The organism is Paenibacillus sp. NMA1017 (assembly GCF_058895805.1).
The window spans coordinates 1-22299 of sequence record NZ_JBZXYR010000013.1 but is presented as its reverse complement, the minus strand read 5'-3'; the positions used below and the strand labels follow the sequence as shown (position 1 = coordinate 22299).

8 protein-coding genes are annotated in these 22299 nt (G+C 48.5%); 3 read left to right on the top strand and 5 right to left on the bottom strand.

Going from position 1 to position 22299, the window contains the following annotated elements:
* Positions 1-45: 45 nt before the first annotated feature.
* Together AC5ELV_RS22680 and AC5ELV_RS22675 are read left to right on the top strand one after the other, a co-directional pair.
* Complete coding sequence (locus tag AC5ELV_RS22680; RefSeq protein ID WP_493431981.1) at positions 46-1200, top strand: IscS subfamily cysteine desulfurase; 1155 nt, start codon at positions 46-48, stop codon at positions 1198-1200.
* Positions 1197-1736: a transcription repressor NadR gene (locus tag AC5ELV_RS22675; protein WP_493431980.1), complete on the top strand. Its 540-nt coding sequence runs from the start codon at positions 1197-1199 to the stop codon at positions 1734-1736. Before AC5ELV_RS22680 ends, AC5ELV_RS22675 begins: the two co-directional genes overlap by 4 nt.
* Before the next feature lie 132 nt (positions 1737-1868).
* Here the strand turns inward: AC5ELV_RS22675 and greA are convergent, their stop codons facing one another.
* Positions 1869-2348, bottom strand: coding sequence for a transcription elongation factor GreA (greA, locus tag AC5ELV_RS22670; protein WP_493431979.1), 480 nt, complete (start codon positions 2346-2348; stop codon positions 1869-1871).
* A gap of 367 nt (positions 2349-2715) precedes the next feature.
* Here greA and AC5ELV_RS22665 point away from each other — a divergent pair, with 367 nt between their 5' ends.
* Positions 2716-3063 carry a hypothetical protein gene (locus AC5ELV_RS22665; RefSeq protein WP_493431978.1) on the top strand — a complete coding sequence of 116 codons (348 nt, stop codon included), beginning with the start codon at positions 2716-2718 and terminating at the stop codon, positions 3061-3063.
* Between the two features lie 237 nt (positions 3064-3300).
* Here the strand turns inward: AC5ELV_RS22665 and AC5ELV_RS22660 are convergent, their stop codons facing one another.
* From AC5ELV_RS22660 to AC5ELV_RS22645, 4 genes are all read right to left on the bottom strand, one after another.
* Positions 3301-6336 (bottom strand): endonuclease, encoded by a 3036-nt coding sequence (locus AC5ELV_RS22660; RefSeq protein ID WP_493431977.1) that lies wholly within the window; start codon positions 6334-6336, stop codon positions 3301-3303.
* A 97-nt stretch (positions 6337-6433) separates the two neighbouring features.
* A complete protein-coding gene (locus AC5ELV_RS22655) occupies positions 6434-8335 on the bottom strand; it encodes a serine hydrolase domain-containing protein (protein WP_493431976.1) in 1902 nt (633 codons plus the stop codon).
* 265 nt (positions 8336-8600) lie between these two features.
* Positions 8601-19814 (bottom strand): amino acid adenylation domain-containing protein, encoded by an 11214-nt coding sequence (locus AC5ELV_RS22650; RefSeq protein ID WP_493431975.1) that lies wholly within the window; start codon positions 19812-19814, stop codon positions 8601-8603.
* Positions 19815-20003: 189 nt separating this feature from the next.
* On the bottom strand, positions 20004-22299 hold a 2296-nt coding region (locus AC5ELV_RS22645), incomplete at its 5' end, for a condensation domain-containing protein (RefSeq protein ID WP_493431974.1).

Genomic DNA, 22299 nt, shown 5'->3' with positions numbered 1-22299 from the left:
TCAAGAGTTTTTGAATGGAATTATTTTAAGCAGGAGGGATTGGGTGTGATTTATCTGGACTATGCCGCTTCCACACCTATGTGTGGCGAAGCTTTAAATATGTATAACGTATTGAATAAGGAAATGTTCGGAAATGCCAGTAGCCTTCATGATGCGGGCGGTCAAGCAGCCTACACGCTGGATTACAGCAGGCAACGAATAGCAAATATGATTGGCGGGCAAAAGGAAGGCATCTATTTTACAACAGGGGGAACAGAATCCAATATGTTGATTGTGCAATCGATCCTGAACGGGTTGCCGCAGCATAAAAAGCATTGGATCATGAGCGCTTTGGAACATCACTCAATGTACAACCTTGCTACTTTGCTGGAACGTCAGGGCTATGAACTGACCATTGTGCAACCGGATCGGGAAGGACGAATGACTCGAGAAGCTCTTTTACCTCACCTGAGAGAAGACACCGGACTTGTCTCCGTACAACACGCTAATTCGGAAACGGGACTGGTTCAGGACCTTGCTGCCTTATCTCCCCTGCTACGCGAACGGGGTATTTTGCTGCACAGTGATGCGGTACAGACATTTGGGAATATTCTCGTAGATGTAGAAGCCATGGGAGTAGATGCACTCTCTGTATCGAGCCACAAAGTGTATGGCCCCAAAGGTATCGGTGCTGCATATCTCAAACCCGGAACCCCGTGGCGTCCCGTGTACCCTGATACACTACATGAAAACGGATTTCGTCCTGGAACGGTTAATGTTCCCGGGATTGCAGCCTTTGTCGCGGCCGCAGAAATGATGACCGAACAGATGGAGTCGCATCAGGAGCGATATACTACCCTGAGAAGACACTTTATTACAAAAATTCAGGAAAGATCCATTCCGTTACGTTGGGTGGTACAGGAAAGCGAAAATAAAGCAGTGCTTCATCATATAGTAGGATGTTTTTTTCACGGTTACGAGGGACAATATGTTATGCTGGAATGTAATCGCAGAGGTGTCTGTATATCAACTGGAAGCGCATGTGCTGCCGGACACCACGATCCTTCGCCTGCCTTACAGGCGCTTGGGGCATCCGGCCGTGAAGCATTACAATTTATCCGTGTTTCTTTTGGAAGAACGACTACCATCGAGGAATTAAATGTATTGCTAGATATTTTGACAGACCTGACGCATCGAAAAGAAAGGAGCTTATCCCTTTGACTGAATCTTTAAAACGGTCAGGTACGGATCGCCGCGAACAGCTGCTGTTATGGCTCAAGAGCGAATCACCACTGACCGGGAGCGAACTGGCGCGCAGATCCTCCGTCTCCCGACAAGTAATTGTACAGGATATTTCCCTGTTAAAAGCAAGCCAAGAACCTATCCTTGCAACGAGTCAAGGATACATTTATATGGAGCCTGCGAGTCAGGTAACTCCCTTAGCCTCACGTATTATTGTGTGTAATCATCGACCTGAACAGACAGAAGAGGAACTAAAGCTGATTGTGGACTACGGTGTAAGTGTGCAGGATGTTATTGTTGAGCATGCGGTATACGGGGATCTGACTGCTCCGATCCGGGTTGGAACTCGCAAGGAAGTGGACGATTTTATCCGTAAAATCAGCTCCACCCAGGCCACTTATTTGTCCCAGCTGACGGGAGGCATTCACCTGCACACCTTGAATGCCTCGGATGAAGATAAAATTAATGATGCCTGCGCTGCATTAGAGCAAGCAGGCTTCCTGATGACGGACTAACTTAGTACGCTATAGCGGAGTAAAGAAAATCCTGTCCAGTATGTGGAGTGCAACTGTGCTCCACAGGGACGGTGTGTAAGCAGCGAGAAATAAAAAATCCCGGCCCCCTCATATAAGGGAATCGGGAATGAACTATGTGAGCTTAATTTCAAGCAGCTCATATTTAATTACAGCCATGGGTGCATCCACATGAATGATACTGCCCACTTCTTTTCCCAAAAGTGCCTTGCCTAATGGACTCTCATAGGAAATTTTGTTATCAAGAACATCCGCCTCAGCAGGACTTACAATTTTATATTCCATCTTCTCCGAAAATTCGATGTCATTCAGAATGACAGTCGATCCGATACTAACGGTTCTAAGGTCTAAATTACTCTCGTCCACGACCCGGGCTTTGGTCAGCATCTTCTCCAATATGAGAATGCGGGTTTCCATAAACGCTTGGTCGTCCTTGGCTGAGTGATACTCACTATTTTCTTTCAAATCGCCGTAGCTGATAGCTAACTTAAGGCGTTCGGCTAGCTCCTTACGTTTTACGGTCTTCAGTTCCTTAAGCTCATCCTCCAGCTTGGTCAATCCCTCTTTAGTCAACAATACTTCTTCATTCGACATATTTTATTTACAACTCCTATTTCAGCATTTTGCATAATTCCATTTCAACGCTCAAAAATACAATAAACGGACTAAACCGTTTCGGTCTAAACATTGCTAATTGGAAACGCTCTTGGGAAGTGTGCAAATGCTCATTTGGCTTGCTTTATTGTAGTTTACTCTAAATCGGACCAACATGCGAAATAAATTACTGGATAATAGTAGCCAACTACCTTCAACCAGGGTGATTCTTATAGTAACCAATGCTCTCTTATTTGCATATCGTATGATCATAACGTAATTTGATGAGCACATGCAGTGCCGCTGTCCTTGTCCCGAATTTTCATAAAGATCAGGCAAGAACAGTATATGGCGGGAGGAAGATTCAATGGCTTCCTTAGGAAAGAATGGTAATGGGAACGGGAATCGTAAATCCAAATCCCCCCCCAACGGTCAAAAGAAAAATGGATTAAACAGTAATTCGGCTATCTTTTCCGCGCTTCAAGGAAAAAATGTGGAGGTCCTCGTGGCAGCCCTCCTACTAACAGGAAAACTAAACGTCGATTCCGTGACTTTATACAGACAAGCAACATTGTTTTTGGGACTCACAGGAAAATACAAAACACTAGCATCCACTCCATCCAATGTCGATAATATGGTGAAATTTTTAAATGATAACGGCAATATGACACTGGACCAGGTGATACAAGCCTTTTCACAGAAAATAAATAATTAACAAGTGGCGAAAGGAGACTTATGCGGTGAGTGAGTTTGATGGAGAATATTTTGCAGAGGTTGTCATTATTGTGATTCTAGTTGCCATGTTCTTCTATGGCTCCTCAGATATAGAGGGACTTTCCGCTTCGCCCACCCAATCCTAAAATGATAATTCCCGCTCCGTAAAAAAAAAGCATCTATAGACTCTTACGAGGTCAATAGATGCTCTTACTTTTTAACCGCCCATCATTTCTACTTAATGGTCCTTTACCACTACACTTATCGTTTGACTAGAAACTTCTCCTGAAGCATTGACTAACTCGGCCCGATACTCATATGTACCCGGCTTTTGATTTTGTATGTTAGTGACTGCACTTTGGGCCTGCGGGCTTTGGCTCGGCAGATCCTGGGCGTCGATCAGTTCTCCATTTTCATATAAGTTGTATTTTGTGGCGTTCGTACCCCACCACATGTTCATTGTAAGGGTGTAGGTGCCGTCACCGTCCCAATTGTCATGAGACAGCACTGGAATGCCAGGGGAAGCATCGGTCACTTCGACAGTTAACGGGTCGCTGGTCGTTTTACCGGAAGCGTTGATCAGTTCTGCAGTGTACGTGTAGGTACCATTGGTCTTGCCTGTAATAGGAATGACTGCATGCTGTTCTCCAGGGGAAGCGGCTTGCAACGATTGGGTGCCAATCAGCTTGTCGTTTTCATACAACTTGAGTTCATCACCATTCGTACCCCACCACAGATTCATGGTGATGTTGTAGTTGCCATCCTTCAGCCCGGTGTCCTGCCCGTTATCATGCGACAGCACAGGTTTACCCGGCACTTCACCTACAGAGGTCTTTTCGACTCTAACGGTTACAGGATTGGATACGACCGTTTTACCATCCAAGGTGACGCTGGCTGTAAGCTCCGCGCTCCCCTCTTTTAAGGCCTTAAGTTCTCCATACGTATCCAACGAAACGGATTCATGACTGCTGACATACTGAACAGAAGCGCGGCTTAAATCTGCTTTGCTGCCATCTGTCAGCGTACCCTTGAGATGTGTCGCTGCCGTATCCCCAATGTTGAGGGTCGTTTGATCCAGTGAAAGCTCTACTTCCTGCAAGGCTGCGCCTGCCTGAGCTGAAAAATCATCCAGTCCACGCGGTTTTAACTGATAATTCCCTTTGAAAATCGCCGAAATTCCTTTCAGTTTCACTTGCTGTCCTTCTTGATATGGAAAAGATGTCCGTGTTAAGCCTGTACGTGCATCGACGCGCACATGGTGACTTACTTCACCAGATACTGCATCAAATTCAAACGAACCTACAGGAGTCGCGTCTATCACATTACGAATCATTGCCGTAGGAAGCTCAACCAACTGTCCTTGGTTCGCATCACTCAGTTCGCTGACTTGTACCACTTCTGGAAGTTGGCCTTCTCCCGTTTTTTCAATTGCCACTGGATCGGTTAACTCTAGCTCACTATTATATAGTGCTAAGCTTGCTGTAAGCTTTACTCGATCCCCTTGGTGAAAGCCGCTTTGGTTCTGATATACATAAATACCGCCACTTTCATCCTGCATGTAAAAGGCTTGACCACCGAATGCACCTGGTTCTGTCGTCACAACACCCTCTAAGGTCACGACTTTGCCAGCCGGGAGACTCCGTGCTTCTGCGACACTGATACGAGCCGGAGCCGTATTGCCTTCCTCAGGCAACGGCTGGGCCGGAACATCAGCCAGCACGACGGATTGGGTCAGCAGGTTGCTGCCGTTTTGCCTCAATCTAAGATTAGCGGAACCACTCGTTCCCGGCTTGATCCGCACTGTCAAGTCCTTATAGGCATGCCCCTTGCCGTTGGACTCCAGACTAAATGTTCCGCTATAGCCGTAGGAGGTTGGCCAGCTTCCATCCGGATTTTGAATCTGGGCTACTTGATTGCCTCCTGCTACATAAATACCTGTGCTGAATCCACTAATCGTGCTATTGGGAGCCAGTTGATCGGCAGTAACTCGAATTTGAAAAGGCTGTGCATTGGGCAGCTGCTCCTGACGAACGATGCTGTACACAGGCTGCGCGCTAGCTGTAGATCCGCCATAGGACCCCGACTTGAATGTTCGCTGATCCCACCATTTGTAGCCGGCTGCGGGAGCGGACCAAGGCTCGGCTTGTGGCTCCGTGGAAGCCTGCGGCTCTTCAAAAGGCAGTAATGCCGTCGGCTGGTCTAGCTGTAAGCTTTTCACTTCCGTCAGGCTGGTATACTCCTCCTTCTTGGACAACCAGTCTACGATGTTGACCAGCAACACGGCGTCATCCTGCTCCTTAAAGCCGTCATACGTTGTCTTCTTGGTTCCTGTCTCTTCGCGCAAATATTTTGGCGTTGCATCTTCGACAGGAGACGAGTCCCCAATAAAAGCAGCTTTGCCTAGTCCTACTTTCGATACAGCTGCATAAGGTCCTTCGGGAATGCCGCCTCCGTTATACACGCCCTGATCTACCGCGTTGCCCCAAGCCTGATTGGTTTTAGGGAGATATACGATCCCCTTGGCTTTCGCCGGGTCGATAATCGCCAGTGTTGATCCTGCATGCATTGCGACATTACTCACTCCAGCTGTAATGCCAAACGCCTGCGCTGGCTCGACAATCTGATTGGCCGTGATATCGCCTAATGCGTTGTAGCGAAAGCGCACACCAAACTGGCTGCCCAGCCAATCTGAGCTGACCACGTCCTGCATCGCTGCCGAGCTTTTCTCTTCCGCACTCATTCCTTTCGCAGGGTCTTCCCATGCACCACGACGGTAGCCATTAATGCTCTCCGATCCGTCCCAGCGATTCTTGTTGCGGTCCGCGTTATAATGATCTCCAATGAAAAAAATACTATTGCCTGCTTTTACATACTGCTCCATTGCAGCCTGTTCGCTCTGTTTAAAAGGAATATTCGGCTCTGCCGTAACAAATACATCATAATTCTTTAGATCATTGTAAGTAATAGGCGTAGATTGGCGAAGCTCGTGTACATCATAGCCATTGAACGCGAGGGCTTGGCCGAAGTCTGAAAATCCACCATCAATCACCCAATCTGCTGCGCCAGCTGTCTGTCCATGGGTATTATCAAACAGTACTTTTTTACCAGCGTTCTCATTGACCACTTTCGCTGCAATGAAGGGGGCTGGGTCCGCTGGACCTTCTGCCCGTGCAGGTTGTATGCTGCCCGTAACACCAGCGTACAACGATAAAGTGAAAACCATAGCAGTTGCGTATTTAAAGCTACGGGATGTAAAACGACGAAAGATTCCCATTCTTTTCCTCCTATTTGTTGGTTTAAAACCCTCTGGGGGCATCAGTTACAAATTTTAGCATTCATTTATGTTCGAATATGCATTGTTTTGTAAATCTTTAGGAATAATGAATAGGAAGGAAATTCCAATAAAAAAGATACACCGTATGTAGCAATGTGAGTACCGCAAATAGGATTTTCCCGGCAGCCCGGGTTCTTCTTTCCCCTGTAATCAGCTTTGCGCCATTCACGATTAATACCCACACGGCAATGAGTGCTGAAATGAGTGGCAGCGTACAAATTCCCCAGATATACCACGCGGAATAGCCATACACGATCTGATTGTTACCATAGATGACCTGCACCCCGAGAAAAATCGTATTTAGTGACGCAATGAATGCAAGGTTAGACGAAATGTGATTATTCGTTTTACGGATATCTCTGATCACATATCTTACGATCCAAATCAGCAAGGTCGTAATGAAAAATAAGGAGGCGGCAGCGTAGCTGACAAGCAGAGTCCAGGTACGGTGCCAAAGTGTCGTCTGCTTCATGGTCTTACTATCCGGGGCAACCATCATCCACGTACCGTTTTCCTGATACAGCAAAATTTTAAGCTGGCCCCCCTTTTCCACAAACAATCCATCGCCTGCTGCTTGAAAAACTTTGTCTGTTGCTTCATTCTCATTTGGGTATTTTCCTTTAACAATTAACGTATGATCATCTTGAATTCGCACGGTGTATGTAATGTTTCCCAGTATCCGAATCCATTTTCCCCCCCCATGAACAGGATTAGAATCCACCTGATATACACCCTCAATCTCTGGCGAAATCTTCACTTGGGTGGAAGAACGAGCTAGTGACTGCGAAACGGCCTGCGGCTCTGAGGGCAGCATCTGGGCTATCGCATGAATGACTTTTCCATGAAGCAGGGTGTCCGTGTCAGCTGAATTAATGATCACAAAAATACCGATCTTTTGCGACGGAATCAATACCATTTCAGAAATAAAATCATCAATTTCCCCGGTAGCCCACAGCATAGGTACTCCCGTCTCCAAATGACCACGGAAAAATCCGTAGCCCACGCCATCCAGGCGTGCATCGACTGCAAATTGCTGCGCATGCATCACTTTTACCGTATGTGGCTGGAGCACCACTTTGCCCTCATACTTGCCTTGGTTTAAATGAGTGATCAGGTAATGGGAAAACTCGTTGGGTGTGACGTTCAACGCTCCTGCTCCCGGCAGATTGATATATGACAAAGGCTGTTTCAAATACGCTCCATCCTTCCACTGATACGATTGGGCCAGTGCCGGATGATTTAACGGCAATTCCAGCGTCGCGCTGGGCATATTCATCGGCTGGAACAGATGTGTACGGAGGTAATCATTCAGTCCCTGACCGCTTACTTGCTCCACGATATTACCGATCAGACCGTAGGCGACATTGCTGTAATCATACTGAATTCCAGGTTTGCGGATGGGAGGCTGATTTTGAAAATACGTGCTGAGATACTGCTCTGTAGGCAAAACGCCTGCCCGAGTCGAGCTGTTAATGTCGTACAGCGCTTCATCTAATCCTGAGGTATGTGTCAAAAGCTGATGCAAATTGAAAGGCTGATTCTGGTATTGCGTAGTTTTATAGCTGTGGAGATAGCTGTTCACGTCTTCATTCAAATCAAGCTTGTTTTGCTCGACCAGCTGCATCGTGGCGCTTGCACTAAATGATTTGGTTAGCGAGCCGACACGAACAATGGTCTTCGCTGGATCAAATACCACTTTCCGCTCCAGATCTGCATATCCATACCCTTTACTAAAAAGAATTTGGGTTCCCTGGGTCACGACAGCCGCCGCCCCCGGAATATGCAATTTTTCCAATTCTGTACCCATGATATCGTCCACTGTTTTTTCCAATGAATCAGGTGTTATGCTGTCTGTTGCCCATGCCGAAGCAATGAGTAGATTCCAGAGAAACAATGCTGCTAAAAATGCGGATAGGTAGCAAATGCCTTTATTCTTCATATTGAAGTACCATCCTTACGTATGAAGTTGATTTAATGATTTGAACCGTGCGGTGATTGCATAGCGAGCAGATATTTATACTCCGTATGGAAGCCATCAGCATGGCGCTATGGAATCATCGCACTTCCCATCGCGGGAGTGCACATAATAAAGCGAATCCTGATCGAGTCGCGTAAGCAGAAGGCTTCTTACCTGTCGATCAGGATTCATGTGTTACAGATTAAAAATTAGTGATTCAGTTCGTTACATCATCGACCATAGATTTTCAAGATTTATGATGTGCCAAATCTTGTGTCATGTCTTTGTCCGTGTTCCGAGTTATCTTTTGTATTGCGGCACGGATGCCTCTTACATTTTCCTCGATAAATCCGGGTTCCAGCATTTCATAGTGATTACCAATCAAGCTATGCTCTTCATAGCTACCTTGTGTAGCGTCTTTCCATAAAAGTCGATTATCTCCGGTACCCTTCACCGTTTCCGATCCAACGGCGACAAAGCCGTGAATATTCGCTTGAACGCTCTCTGTATTCACAAGCTGGTTGCCATACACCGCGTAAGCGATCATTTTACGCTTGTACGTTTCATTCAACAGCTCACGATAGGATTCGGGAACCTGTTCCAGCATGTCATGAATTTCGTGCTCTGTTTCTTCAACTGTGTAGGGCAGGGCTTCCGTCCTTTTGACCGAATCGAGCATAAAAATATCGGATACAGCATGACCTTGACGTTCCAGTGTGTCAGCAACCTTATGCGCCAGATTACCACCTATGGAATAACCAAGCAGCACATACGGACCTTGCGCTTGCGTGCTGACGATCAAATCAACGTAACGTGCCAGCATGGCCTGCTCATCCGCAGCATCATCCACGAACTCCAATCCATACACGACTGCGTCTTGATCCAGTTGTTTCGCCAGCTCCGCGAACGACAGCCCGTATCCAAGCATAGGAGGAAAGCAGAAGATCGAGATCGGACCGTGTTCATTCAACCGAATGATTGGACTATCGGCCTTATATTCCAGATCGGCTTTCAATAATATGAGCGCCTGCTCTTCTATAGTCGGGAAGTCCATAACACTTCGGATGGGAAGCTCAATGTCTGTGGCAAGGTGAACTTTGCGTATAAGCTCCAATACTTTCAAGGAATGTCCGCCCAACGTGAAAAAGTCATCGTGGATACCCACTTGTGGAATTTCAAGCACTTCCTGCCAAATGGCTGCCAGCAACTGCTCCACATCGGTTCGCGGTGCGACATATTCTATACCCGTGTGCAGCCCTTTGTCCGGCACAGGTAAAGCTTTGCGGTCGATTTTGCCGTTGGTCGTCAGCGGAAACCGATCCAGCTGTACAAATGCGGATGGAATCATATAGCTCGGCAGACTGACCGACATCGCAGCTCGAATCTCACGAATGGTCAGCTGTTCATCGGCAGTGAAGTAAGCACATAATTGCTGCTGACCCGCTCCATCCCGCAAAGCGATAACAACACTATCCCGCACGGACGGTACACTTGCCAGCCGTGCCTCCACCTCGCCCAGCTCAATCCGGTAACCGCGAATTTTAACCTGTTGATCAATCCGTCCAGCATATTCCAGTATGCCGTCTTCACGCCAGCGAACAAGGTCTCCCGTGCAGTACAGGCGATCTCCGTCCACCCACGGGTTAGCAAGAAATCTCTCAGCCGTCAGCTCAGGACGGTTCAGATAACCACGTGCAACTCCGTCTCCGCCGACAACCAGCTCACCCCAAGCTCCGACCGGTTGCAGGTTAAATGACGAATCTACAACATACGCCGTCGAATTGCGGATAGGGCGTCCGATCGGCACCGAATCCAGTTGTTCTTCCGTAATGTGATACGTCGTCGAAAAAGTTGTATTTTCCGTTGGCCCATAGCCGTTAATGATGTTCATGTCCGGATTATCGCGCAGGACCCGGTTAATATGGGGTGCAGACAAAACATCACCACCAACCAGCAAATACTTCACAGCGCCGAAAAGTTTACTATCCTGCTGTGAAAGCTGATTAAATAACGGTGTGGTCAGCCACATCATGGTGACGCGATGATCCCGTATCGTCTCTTTAAGTTTGGCCGCATCTAATAGATCATCCTTATGCACAAGAACAAGCTGACCGCCGTTCAGCAACGCGCCCCAAATTTCAAACGTAGATACATCAAATACAAAGGCGCAAGTCTGCAGCATTCGGGTCGATTCATCAAATGGCACATAATCCGTATTGCGGACAAGGCGCACGACACTTTGATGCTCAACAACGACACCCTTAGGCTTACCTGTTGAGCCTGAGGTATAAATGACATAAGCAGCATGATTACCCGCTCCATCTATACCCAGATTGGAAGCATCTGCACTGTAGGACGTATCCTCATTCAAATTGACAATCTGTCCGTCAAAATAGCAACGATCCAGCAAATCTTGTTGAGCCAGCAACAGCTTGGCTCCCGAGTCCTCCAGCATATAACGGATACGGTCCTCCGGATATTGAGGGTCTACCGGCACATACGCGCCTCCTGCCTTCAAAATAGCGAGTGTTCCCGTAATCATATCCAGTGAGCGCTCCGTCAAAATGCCAACAGGTTCATCGGGTTTCACCCCTGCGTCACGCAGCGTATGCGCTAAACGGTTGGCTGTCTCATTGAGTTCCCGATAGGTCAATGATTGATGACCCAAAGCTACAGCAATATGATCCGGCGTGCGCTCTGCCTGCTCCTCAAACAGTTTTTGGATCGTGTGATTGCTTGGATATGCAGAGGCAGTGTCATTAAACTCTCCTGTAATTTGTTGTTTTTCCGCCGCTGTAACGAGTTCCAGCTCTTCTACGCAAACATTCGGGTTAAGCAAAACTTGCTCCAACAGATTCACAAAATGCCCATGCAGACGCTCAATGCCTATTTGATCATAACTTAACGCATTATACATAAAACGAATCTTGATACATTCTCCCGGCATAACGACTAGGCTCAAATCATAGTTAGTCTGCTCTGCAGCCACCACGTTGGAAATCGGGAATGTATCCTGCCCGTCACTTCCCAGTTCTTCGACCTGCTCATCTACCGGATAATTTTCAAACACCATAATATGGTTAATTAAATCCTGTTTCTGATCGGTCAATGCCTGAATCTCAAACAGTGGATACGTATCATACGCATGAGAAGCCAGCGCCTGCTCCTGTGTTTTCTTCATAACTTCTGCAAAAGATTCCCCTGTCTCACTAAGGATGCGAACGGGAATGGTATTAATGAACAAGCCGATAATATCCTCTACCCCGATAATATCCGATGGACGGCCTGAGACGACACTGCCAAATACGACATCACTGTGGTTGTTATATTTTTGCAGCACAATCCCCCATGCGGTTTGTAGTAACGTATTCATGGTCACTTGATATCGCTTAGCCGTCTCCTCCACCCGGAGGGTCAACTCACGTTCCAAAACCGTCACCCAATCACTAGCCGTGTTGCCTCCACTCTTGCGACCGGATTTTACAGCTGGTAATGCTGTTTGCTGCTCATATCCGGATAAATAGCTGCTCCAGTAGTCGGTTGCCGCCTTGCGATCCTGTGCTTCCAGCCATTCAATAAAGCGGCTGTACGGCACTGCCGGTGCCAGTTCTGGTACTCTGCCTTCCTGAAGTGCTGCATAGCTTTCAAACACTTCTTTATTTATAAGGGACAGGCACCAGCCGTCCATGACGATATGATGGAAGCTCCATACAAAATGATAGCTGTCTTCTCGGGTACGTAAAATCGCTACACGCAGCAGGACATCCCGACGCAGATCAAAGCCTCGTGCTTTATCTTGTAGCTTGAAATTTTTCACCCAGGTATCTATTTCATCCTCATCCAGATGGTGTAAATCTTCATATTGAAAGCCGCAATCCCGATTTCGATACACCACCTGCAACGGTTCCGTATCTCTGCCAAAATAAAAATGTGTACGCAACGCCTCATGTCGCCGAACCAGAATATTCAGGCTTTCTGCAAAAGCCCGAATGTCCATCTGACCTCGCATATCATAAGAAACCTGCTCAAAATACGCGTCATTCGCAGCTGCTTGACTATCTAGCTGACTGTGAAACAGCATCCCTTTCTGCATGGGGGTCAGTGCATATACATTGTCGATCTCACCCGCAGCACCCATTTCAGATAACAGGCTGTCCAAGCCCTCCACACTCATTCCTTTATAGGAAATATCACTTGGGGTCAGCTCAGGGTGTTCTTTATGGATGCAATGTGCCAAAATTTCACGCAGGCTCGATTCCAGTAATTTCGCCAATCGCTCGATCGTCTCCGGTCTATAGCTGGTACGGCTATAGCTAATCGTCAGACCCAGTTGGCCTCCCGAAATGATGCCGCCAAAATCCAGCGTATACGTCCGAGCCATGGTCGGGCTTAGCGGCATCCCACCCTCATATGAGGATGAATGCAAGTCGTTCCCTTTCATATCCTGATCGAACTGTCCCAAATAGTTAAAGCTGATTTCGGGATCTGTCGTAAATAGGGCTGGAGATGCCTCCGGTGCCTGTGTCTGACGGTCGGCTAAATATTTCAGTACACCGTAGCCAATCCCTTTTTGCGGGATGCCGCGCAGTCCTTCCTTCACACGCTTAATCCGTTGCGAAAGTGCCAGTTCTTCCGGCATATCGAGCAAAACAGGATATTGGCTTGTAAACCACCCTATCGTCCGGGTAATGTCCACCTCTGGTAAAATGGCTTCACGTCCATGTCCCTCCAGATTAATCAGGAAACGATCAATTCCGCTCCATGCTTGTAACGCCATTCCTACCGCAGTCAGCAACAGGTCATTAATTTCTGTACGGTAGGCACGATTGGCCTGCTTGAGCAGTTGCTCTGTCTCTGCATTTGTCCATAAAGCAGTAACCGATTCACTATCGCCAATCAATGGCTTATCGTGCTCGTTATGTCCGTAATCCTGCGGCAAAGGAGCCAGTTCCGCTTTTGCAAGCTCCTCCCAATACACCCGCTCACTTTCCATAGCTGGGCTGTTGGCATAGGTGTGCAGCTTTTCGGCCCACGTTTGGAACGAATCCGTCTTGTGAGGTAACTGAATCACCTGTTCACCCTTGGAGGCTTGCTCATAAGCTGTCGCCAAATCCTCAAATAGGATGCGCCAGGACACTCCATCTACCACCAAATGATGAATCGCGACCAGCAGATGATCCCCATCCGGGCAACGGAACAGCCCCAGTCTCATCAGCGGACCTTCGCTTAGGGAAATACCAGATTGAATTTCATTGCATTTCGCTTCAATTATCTTCGCCAAATCTTGCTTGTTTACATCGCTGTCATTATAGTCAAAGCATTCCAGATGGTACGGTTCGCCTTCCTCTACACTGCGGTTCCATGCTGTACATCCGTTCTCCGACAAACTAAAAACCATACGCAATGCATCATGGTGCGAAGTAATCTGATGGAGCGCCCGCCGTAGTGCCTGTTCGTCATAGCCTTTCTGCCGATAGAGCATAACAGATTGGTTAAAATAGTGTGGTTCTCCCGTTGGCTGTTCAAAAAACCAGCGCTGAATCGGTGTAAGCACTACATTTCCTGTAACCTCGCCCTGCTCGGCTATTCGGTTAACAGGCTGAATATATGTGCTTAGTCCCGCAATTGTCGGGTATTTGAACAAGTCCTTCATTTCCAGCTTGTATCCAGCCTGAAACAAGCGGGACGATACTTGGATGGCCTTGATGGAGTCACCACCCAAATGGAAAAAGTTATCCTGTATTCCGACTTTCGGGATACCAAGAATGGCTCCCCAAGCTGTAGCCAGTGCCTGTTGGACATCCGTCTCGGGTGCCACATAATCCATACCTGTATCGAGATTGTGCTCAGGTGTGGGCAGTGCCCTGCGGTCTACTTTGCCATTCAGCGTCAAAGGCAGTCTGGAGAGCTGCACAAAGTAGGACGGCACCATATAGCCAGGCAGATCCTGCGACAAAATGTTACGTAAGTCGCTGGCGCTCAGTTCGCTGTCTGTCGCAAAATAGGCACACAGCTGTTTTTGTCCGTGATCATCCTGCCGCACGGTAACAACCGATTCCTTCACACCTGGAATCGTGGACAAACGGGTTTCAATTTCACCCAGTTCAATGCGGTAGCCGCGAATTTTGACCTGTTCATCCATTCTTCCCTTGTACTCCAGTACACCATCAGCACGCCAACGCACTAAGTCCCCTGTACGATAGCAATATTCTCCAGACTGGAATGGACTTTCAATAAATTTTTCCGCCGTAAGCTCGGGCCGATTCAGATATCCACGCCCAACACCATCACCACCGACGATCAGCTCTCCCCAGGCTCCGATAGGTTGCAGCTTCAACGAACGATTGACTACATAAGCGGTCGAGTGATCAATTGGACGTCCAATGGGAATAGCCTGGATTTGCGGTTCTGTAATGTCATAGATGGTGGAAAAGGTGGTGTTCTCCGTCGGCCCATAAATATTGGCCAGACGAAGCTGCGGGTACTCCTTCAACACACGATTGACGTGTGGTACAGACAACACATCACCACCCACGAGCAACTCCTTCAAGGACGCAAACACTCCAATTTCTTGCTGCGAATACTGATTGAATAAAGCCGTGGTCATGAACATCGTGTTAACACGATACTTGTCAATTGCCTGTTTGAGCTTGGAGGCATCCAGAATAGTCTCATGACTTACCACATACAGTTGTCCCCCGTTCAGAAGCGTTCCCCAGATTTCAAATGTGGAGGCATCGAACACAACTGCGCCCAATTGCAGCATACGTGTATTTTCATCAAGCATGGCATAGCTTTTGTTTTTCACTAGGCGCACGACATTACGGTGCTCAATCATCACGCCCTTCGGCTTGCCTGTCGTACCAGAGGTGTAGATCACATACGCAAGATCCGAGGAAGATTCCCCTGTTGTAATCGCAATGGTTCCATCCGTCTGAGCGTCACATTCAGATTTGCTATTCCATCGCTGTTCATCACTTAAATCGATGACCGGAATGCCGGGTTCAAAAGGCATCTGCTCACGTCGCTGCAACAGTAACAGCCCAGCACTGGAGTCCTCCAGTAAATAACGGATACGCTCCTCAGGATAATCGGGATCAATGGGAACATAAGCCCCTCCGACCTTCAAAATCGCCAGCATACCGACGACCATTTCAATGGAGCGTTCAGCCATAATCCCTACTCGCTGTGTCTCTGGCTCGGACCCGCGTCGTATCCCATGGGAAGCGAGTATGCGGGCCAGACGGTCGGCACGTTCATTCAGCTCGCGGTAGGTAAGCTGCATGTCCGCAAAGGTGATGGCCAGCCGATCTGGTGATTGCGCTACCTGTTCCTCGAACAGCACATGCAGTGCTTGATCTCGTGGATACGGATAGTCTGCTACCGTATCATTGAATCTCTGCACAAGCAGCTCTTTTTCTTGGGCCGAAACCATTTCAATAGCCGAAAGAGCGATATCCGGCTGTTGAATAACCGCATTGATAAGCTGCTGCAAATGTTCAGTCAGTCGTTCAATGGTTTCCCGTTTGTACAGCCGAGTTCCGTATTGAAGAGCACAGGAAATTTGTTCTCCATCCTCCACTGCGAACAGACTCAAATCAAATTTGGCCGTCGTTTGTTCACTTGGATAGGATGCCAATTGCAGCCCCGCCAGCTGCTGCTCTTTTTGCTCTAAGTTTTGCAGTGCAAACATGGTATCAAATAACGGATTACGGCTTAAATCTCGATCCACGCCCAGCTTCTCCACCAGCTCTTCAAACGGATAATCCTGATGTTCAAAAGCCTTTAACGCGTTTTCCTTGACCTCCAACACATAATCGCGGAACGTTTTCCCGCCTTCTGGATAATTACGGATTGCCAGTGTATTCACGAACATCCCGATCAGACTGCCAAGATCCGCATGGGGCCGACCTGCAATTGGCGAACCGACAATAATATCCTCCTGCCCGCTATAATGGCTAAGCAAAGCCGAATAGGCAGCCAACAGCACCATATATAATGTCGATTCCGTCTGCACCGCAATGCTTTTTAAGCCTTCGCTTTGTCGTTGGTCAAGCGTAAATTCCAGCACATCTCCTTCAAAGCTTCTCACCGCTGGCCGTGGATAATCAGTCGGTAGATCAAGCACAGGTAGCTCTCCTGCGAAGGTATTGAGCCAGTAGTTTTCCTGTTCCCGGTAGCGTTCACTTTGCTGCTGCTTCTGTTGCCAAGCGGCGTAGTCTTTATACTGAATGCGTAGCGATGGCAGCGTGTCGCCTGCGTATAAATGAATGAAGTCCTGAATTAGTACATTTATAGAGGTGCCGTCCGAAATGATATGATGCATGTCCATGAGCAAAATATGATGCTCTGGGTCTGTTTCAATCAAACCAACTCGGAATAACGGAGCCTGCCCCAGATCGAATGGTTGGACAAAGTTACGTACCAGCTCATCCGTTTCCTTTGGGGTAGCTCCGTGAGCATTAGTCAATTCCATGCGAAAAGGAACCTCGTCATGTACTCGCTGGACAGGTTCACCGTTCATGGTCTCAAAACTTGTGCGCAATGTTTCATGGCGATCAATAAGCTGACGGAACGCGCTATCCAGTGCCTTGTGATCAAGTGAACCGGTCAGAGTTAGGACACCAGGTATGTTATAGCTAATTCCCGCTCCATCAAGCTGATTGAGGATATACATCCGTTTTTGAGCCGAAGAGACCGCATAAAATGGCTTATTCTCCGTAACAGGGATGGATTCATAAGTGGTTTGCTCCAGTGCTTCAATAACTTGCGCCAGCTGTTCAATGGTCGGATGCTGGAACAGATCCTTTAGCTGCACATTTTTATGCAATTCCTTATAGATGAGTGATATGACATGTGTCGCCCGCAGGGAATGTCCTCCTGCCTCAAAAAAGTTATCCTTAATGCCAATGCGCTCAAGCTCCAGCACATCTTTCCAGATACTAGCCAGTTGTGCTTGTAATTGATTTTGAGGAGATACATATTCTGCGCCTGAGCTTACACCTCCCTCTGGCTGTGGCAACGCTCGGCGATCCACCTTGCCATTGGGCGTCAGTGGCAATTGCTCCAGCTGCACAAAATACGACGGTACCATGTAGACCGGTAGCTCCTGGCTCAAAGCACTACGCAGCTCACTTGTCGCTACTTCCGTTTGGGTGACCACATATGCGCAGAGCAGCTTTTGCCCCTGCTCATCTTCATGTGCAATTACAACAGCTTCTCGGACTGCCTCCAGCTTTAACAGCTGTGCTTCCACCTCGCCCAGCTCAATCCGGTAGCCTCGAATTTTCACCTGCTCGTCGATCCGTCCCTTATATTCCAGCGTCCCGTCTACATTCCAACGTACCAGGTCCCCTGTACGATAGCAGCGTTCACCGCCACGGAACGGGCTGTTGATGAACTTTTCGGTCGTCAGTTCTGGGCGGTTGCGGTATCCACGAGCCACCCCGTCACCGCCGACGATCAGTTCCCCCCACGCTCCAACAGGCTGGAGCTGCATCGAACCGTCCACGACATATGCCGTCGAGTTATGGATCGGGCTGCCAATGGGCACAGATGCCGATTGAACGCCAGTAATGGCTTGTGTGGTGGAAAAGGTCGTATTTTCCGTCGGACCGTAGCCGTTAATGATATGTAGATTCGGATGGGCCTCCAATACCCGGTTAATGTGCGGTACAGACAGCACATCACCACCAACCAATAGCTCCCGCATCCCCTCAAATAGTTCCAAGTCCTGCTGGGATAGCTGATTAAAGAGTGGTGCGGTCAGCCACATCGTGGTAATGCTGTGATTGCGGACAACTTCCTTGAGCTTGGGTGCGTCCAAAATAACATCCTGACTCACCAGCACCAGCTGCCCACCGTTCAATAGCGCACCCCAAATTTCGAAGGTGGACGCGTCAAAGACAACAGACCCGGTCTGCAAAATGCGCGTGTCGGCATTCAAGCGTGCATAGTTTGTGTTTTTCACCAAACGCACGACATTACGGTGCTCCACCATAACCCCTTTGGGTTGGCCTGTAGTCCCTGAGGTATACATGATATAGGCCAAGCGACCAGCTGTGTTCTCCTTCGATTGTTCTCCAGCTGCATAAGCCTGCTGTATTTGTTCTGCTTGTTCTGAATGCGTAGCTGTTGGCTGCATGGTTTCTGGTTGTATGGTTGTCGTAGAAGCAAGTTCGGGACTGGCGGAAATAGAGTAGAACGGATCTAGGCAGTCCACGTATCCCGGATCAGTATTCGTCCCGTGATTATTCGGCAAAATGGGATCGTAACGATCAGCATCATCCGTTCCATAAATTGCGGCATCGCTAAGGTCAAGCACCATTCCCTTAAAATCAGGGGGCTGATGTTCCATTCGCTGCACGAGCAGTATGTCCGCACCGGAATCCTTCAGCAAATAGCGTACACGCTCATCCGGGTAATCAGAATCAATGGGTACATACGCTCCACCTGCTTTGAGAATTCCGAGCATACCGACAATCATCTCCATCGAGCGTTCAGCTACAATGCCGACCGTCTGCTCGGTGCGGATTCCCTGCTTACGCAAAGAATGAGCCAGTCGGTTGGCCTTTTCATTCAATTCTGCATAGGTTAGGCTATCTTGCCCACACACTACCGCCACCTGCTGTGGTGCCTGCTTCGCCTGTTTCTCGAACAATTCATGAATAGACGCATGACGTGGATAATCCACAGTTGTATCGTTAAAGGTATGAATCAGCTGCTCTACTTCTTGCTCTGACAGCACTTGTGTTGTGGAAATCGCCAACTCTGGCTGCTGCAAAACAATAGTGTACAGCCGCAGAAGCTGCTCAACAAAGTGCTCAATCGTCGTCTCGCTATAACGGTCGCTACTATACTTTACGTTTAGGGAGACCGCTTCTTTTTCCCATTGAAACTGGAAATCTAGTTCAGATTGTACATGATTCAAAAAATCAGAAATATGAATATTTCGCAAGGATACTGTGGTGTGAATAAGAGGCTTTCCATTCTCATTACGTTGAATGTCAAGTAATTCAGAATAGTTCCAAAAAGGAATGTTTTGATGTTCAATTGCTTCGCCGACAGAGGTTTTGATTTGAGACAGCAAGGCTTTGAAGGTTGTGCTGGAATCCAGCGTATTTTTCAATAAAAGCAGATGGTTGATCGGCTTTGTAGTACCGTTGCCAGACTTGGCTACCGGGATGCCCAGCAGCACACGTTCCTCACCTGTGTATTTATACAATAAGCTCTCTACTCCAGCAAGCAGAACCATAAACACGGCCCATGGAGCGCCACCTGTTATAGATGATATTCTTTGGGAAATTTCAGATGGAAATGTGAGCGTGTACGTATGGGAATTTAAACTCGTTACAGTTGTACTTTTGGACACGTTGTTAGTATATGGAAGACAGATGATATGATCCTCAGATTCCAGCTTATGACTCCAGTAATTTTTTTCCTTCTCAAATAAGGCTTTCAATGACATCCCTCCTGCTTCTCGGGGCCTGTTCCCCCGGTTGGATGGTGCGTTGTTACGTACATGAGCGTTGTGTGAGAAAAAGAATACTTTGCAGGCAAGGGCAGTCGGACAAGCCGCCGCCCTCTGCACACGCAAAGTGAAATCATTGCATTTAGAAAACTGATTTAGAAACTGATTTAGAAACTGATTTTAAAAAACAAAGTCGATGGAATCCGGTGAAAAACCTTCCGGCTGCTCGTCTGAGTTCACCTGAATATCGCTTAACAGCAAATCTGGATTGATTCCAATCTGGGACAGGATCGCTATCAAATCTCTGGTTAATCTCTCAATAGCGTCGGCCCCAAATAGCTTCGTGCAATATTCAAACGAACCCTTGATCTCCCCATCTTCATCACTCATGGACAAGGTCAAATCGAATTTGGAAATACGATGCTCCTGAACATACGGACTGAAGGACAGCGTTTCAAGCTGTGCTTCCGGCGACTCTGTATTTTCCAGTACAAACATAGTGTCAAACAATGGGTTACGGCTTGCATCCCGTGCTACATCCAGCTTTTCCACCAACTCTTCCAGTGGATAATCCTGATGCTCGAAGGCTTGCAGCGTACGATCTCTGGCTTCCTGCAAGTAGCTGTGGAACGTTTGGTTGCCTCTCGGCTGATGCCGGATGGCTAGCGTGTTGACGAACATTCCGATCAGTGGCTCCAGCTCAGGCAACAAGCGGCCTGCTACCGGCGTACCGATAATCAAATCGTCCTGACCGCTGTATTTGGACAGCAGAACGGTGTAGGCGCTCAACAGCACCATGTACAGCGTGCTTCCGGTCTGTGCCGCAATTCGGCGCAGTTGCTCGGATACATTCGCGTCCACTGTAAATTCATACATCGCACCCTCGAAGCTGCGCACAGCAGGTCTAGGATAAGCAATTGGCAAATCCAGTACCGGCAATTCTCCGGCTAAATGCTCCAGCCAGAAGTGTTCCCGGCGTTGGTATGATTCACGCTGCGTCTCCTGTTGCTGCCACACGGCGTAGTCCTTGTACTGAATTTGCAACGGCTCCAATTCCTGCCCTTCGTACAGTTGTACCAGCTCCTGCACGATATTGTTAGACGATACACCGTCTGAAATAATATGGTGCATGTCGTACATCAGGAGGTGGCGCTCTGGTCCGGTTTGAATGAGGCGGACACGCAGCAGTGGTGCCTGGCGAAGGTCAAAGCTGCGTACAAAGGACTCGATATAAGCTTCGGCTTCGGATTCCCTGGCCTGCAGGTGCTCTACTGCAAATTCCACTTGATCGTACACCCGCTGAACAACCTCGCCTTCCACCATTTCAAAGGATGTCCGCAGCGTTTCATGACGGGCCACTAACTGACGGAACGCATCCTCCAGCCGATCGGCCTGAAGCGGTCCCTCCACGATTAATACCCCCGGCATATTGTAGCTGAGATCCCCACCTTCCAGATGGCTCAAAATGTACAGTCGTTTTTGAGCCGAGGAAACCGGGTAGTACGCCTGTTTCGCCGCCGCAGGGATCATCGTGTAGGTGTCTGTGCCGTGCGTAGCGATGAGCTGGGCTTGCTGCTCAATCGTAAAGTGTTGGAACACCTCACGCAGCGTAATTCGGCTGTCCAGTTCCTGATGGATTTTGGCCACCAGCGTCGTTGCCCGCAGGGAGTGCCCACCCACGTCAAAGAATGAGTCGGTGACTCCTACGCTGGACAGCTTCAAAACATCCTGCCAGATTTGGGCTAGCTTGGCTTCCAGCGACGTCCGCGGTGCAACGTACTCCAGGCCTCCTTCGAGGCGTGCTTCTGGTGCTGGCAACGCCTTGCGGTCGATTTTCCCGTTCGGTGTCAGCGGGAACCGATCCAGTTGTACCACATACGTCGGGATCATGTAATCCGGCAGCTTCGGCTGCAGCGCATTCCGCAGCTCCGGCAAACTCAGGGACTCTGAAGCTATGATATAGGCACACAGGTCCTTGTGTCCGTCTTCGTTTTCCCATGCTGTGACCACGGCTTTCTGAATGCCGTCCACGGTCAGCAACTGCGCTTCCACCTCGCCCAGCTCGATCCGGTAGCCCCGGATTTTCACCTGGTGGTCGATCCGGCCCAAATACTCAATGCTGCCGTCTGGCATCCACCGTGCCAAGTCGCCCGTTCGGTACATCCGGTGTGCGTGAGTGCTGTCCGCTTGATCGGCTGCTGCCGCATCAGCGAACGGATTCGGGACAAACTTCTCTGCCGTCAGCTCCGGCAGGTTCAGGTATCCTCGTCCCACGCCTGCACCCCCGATATAAAGCTCACCTGCGATACCGATCGGCACCAGCTGCTGCTGGCTGTTCAGGATGTACACAGATTGGTTCGCGATCGGCGTTCCGATGGATACCGTGTGCTCCCCTTTTTCCAGCAGTGCGTTCAGGGACTCTACATCTTCAATCGTATAAGCAGTCGCATCTACCGTGGTTTCGGTCGGACCGTAC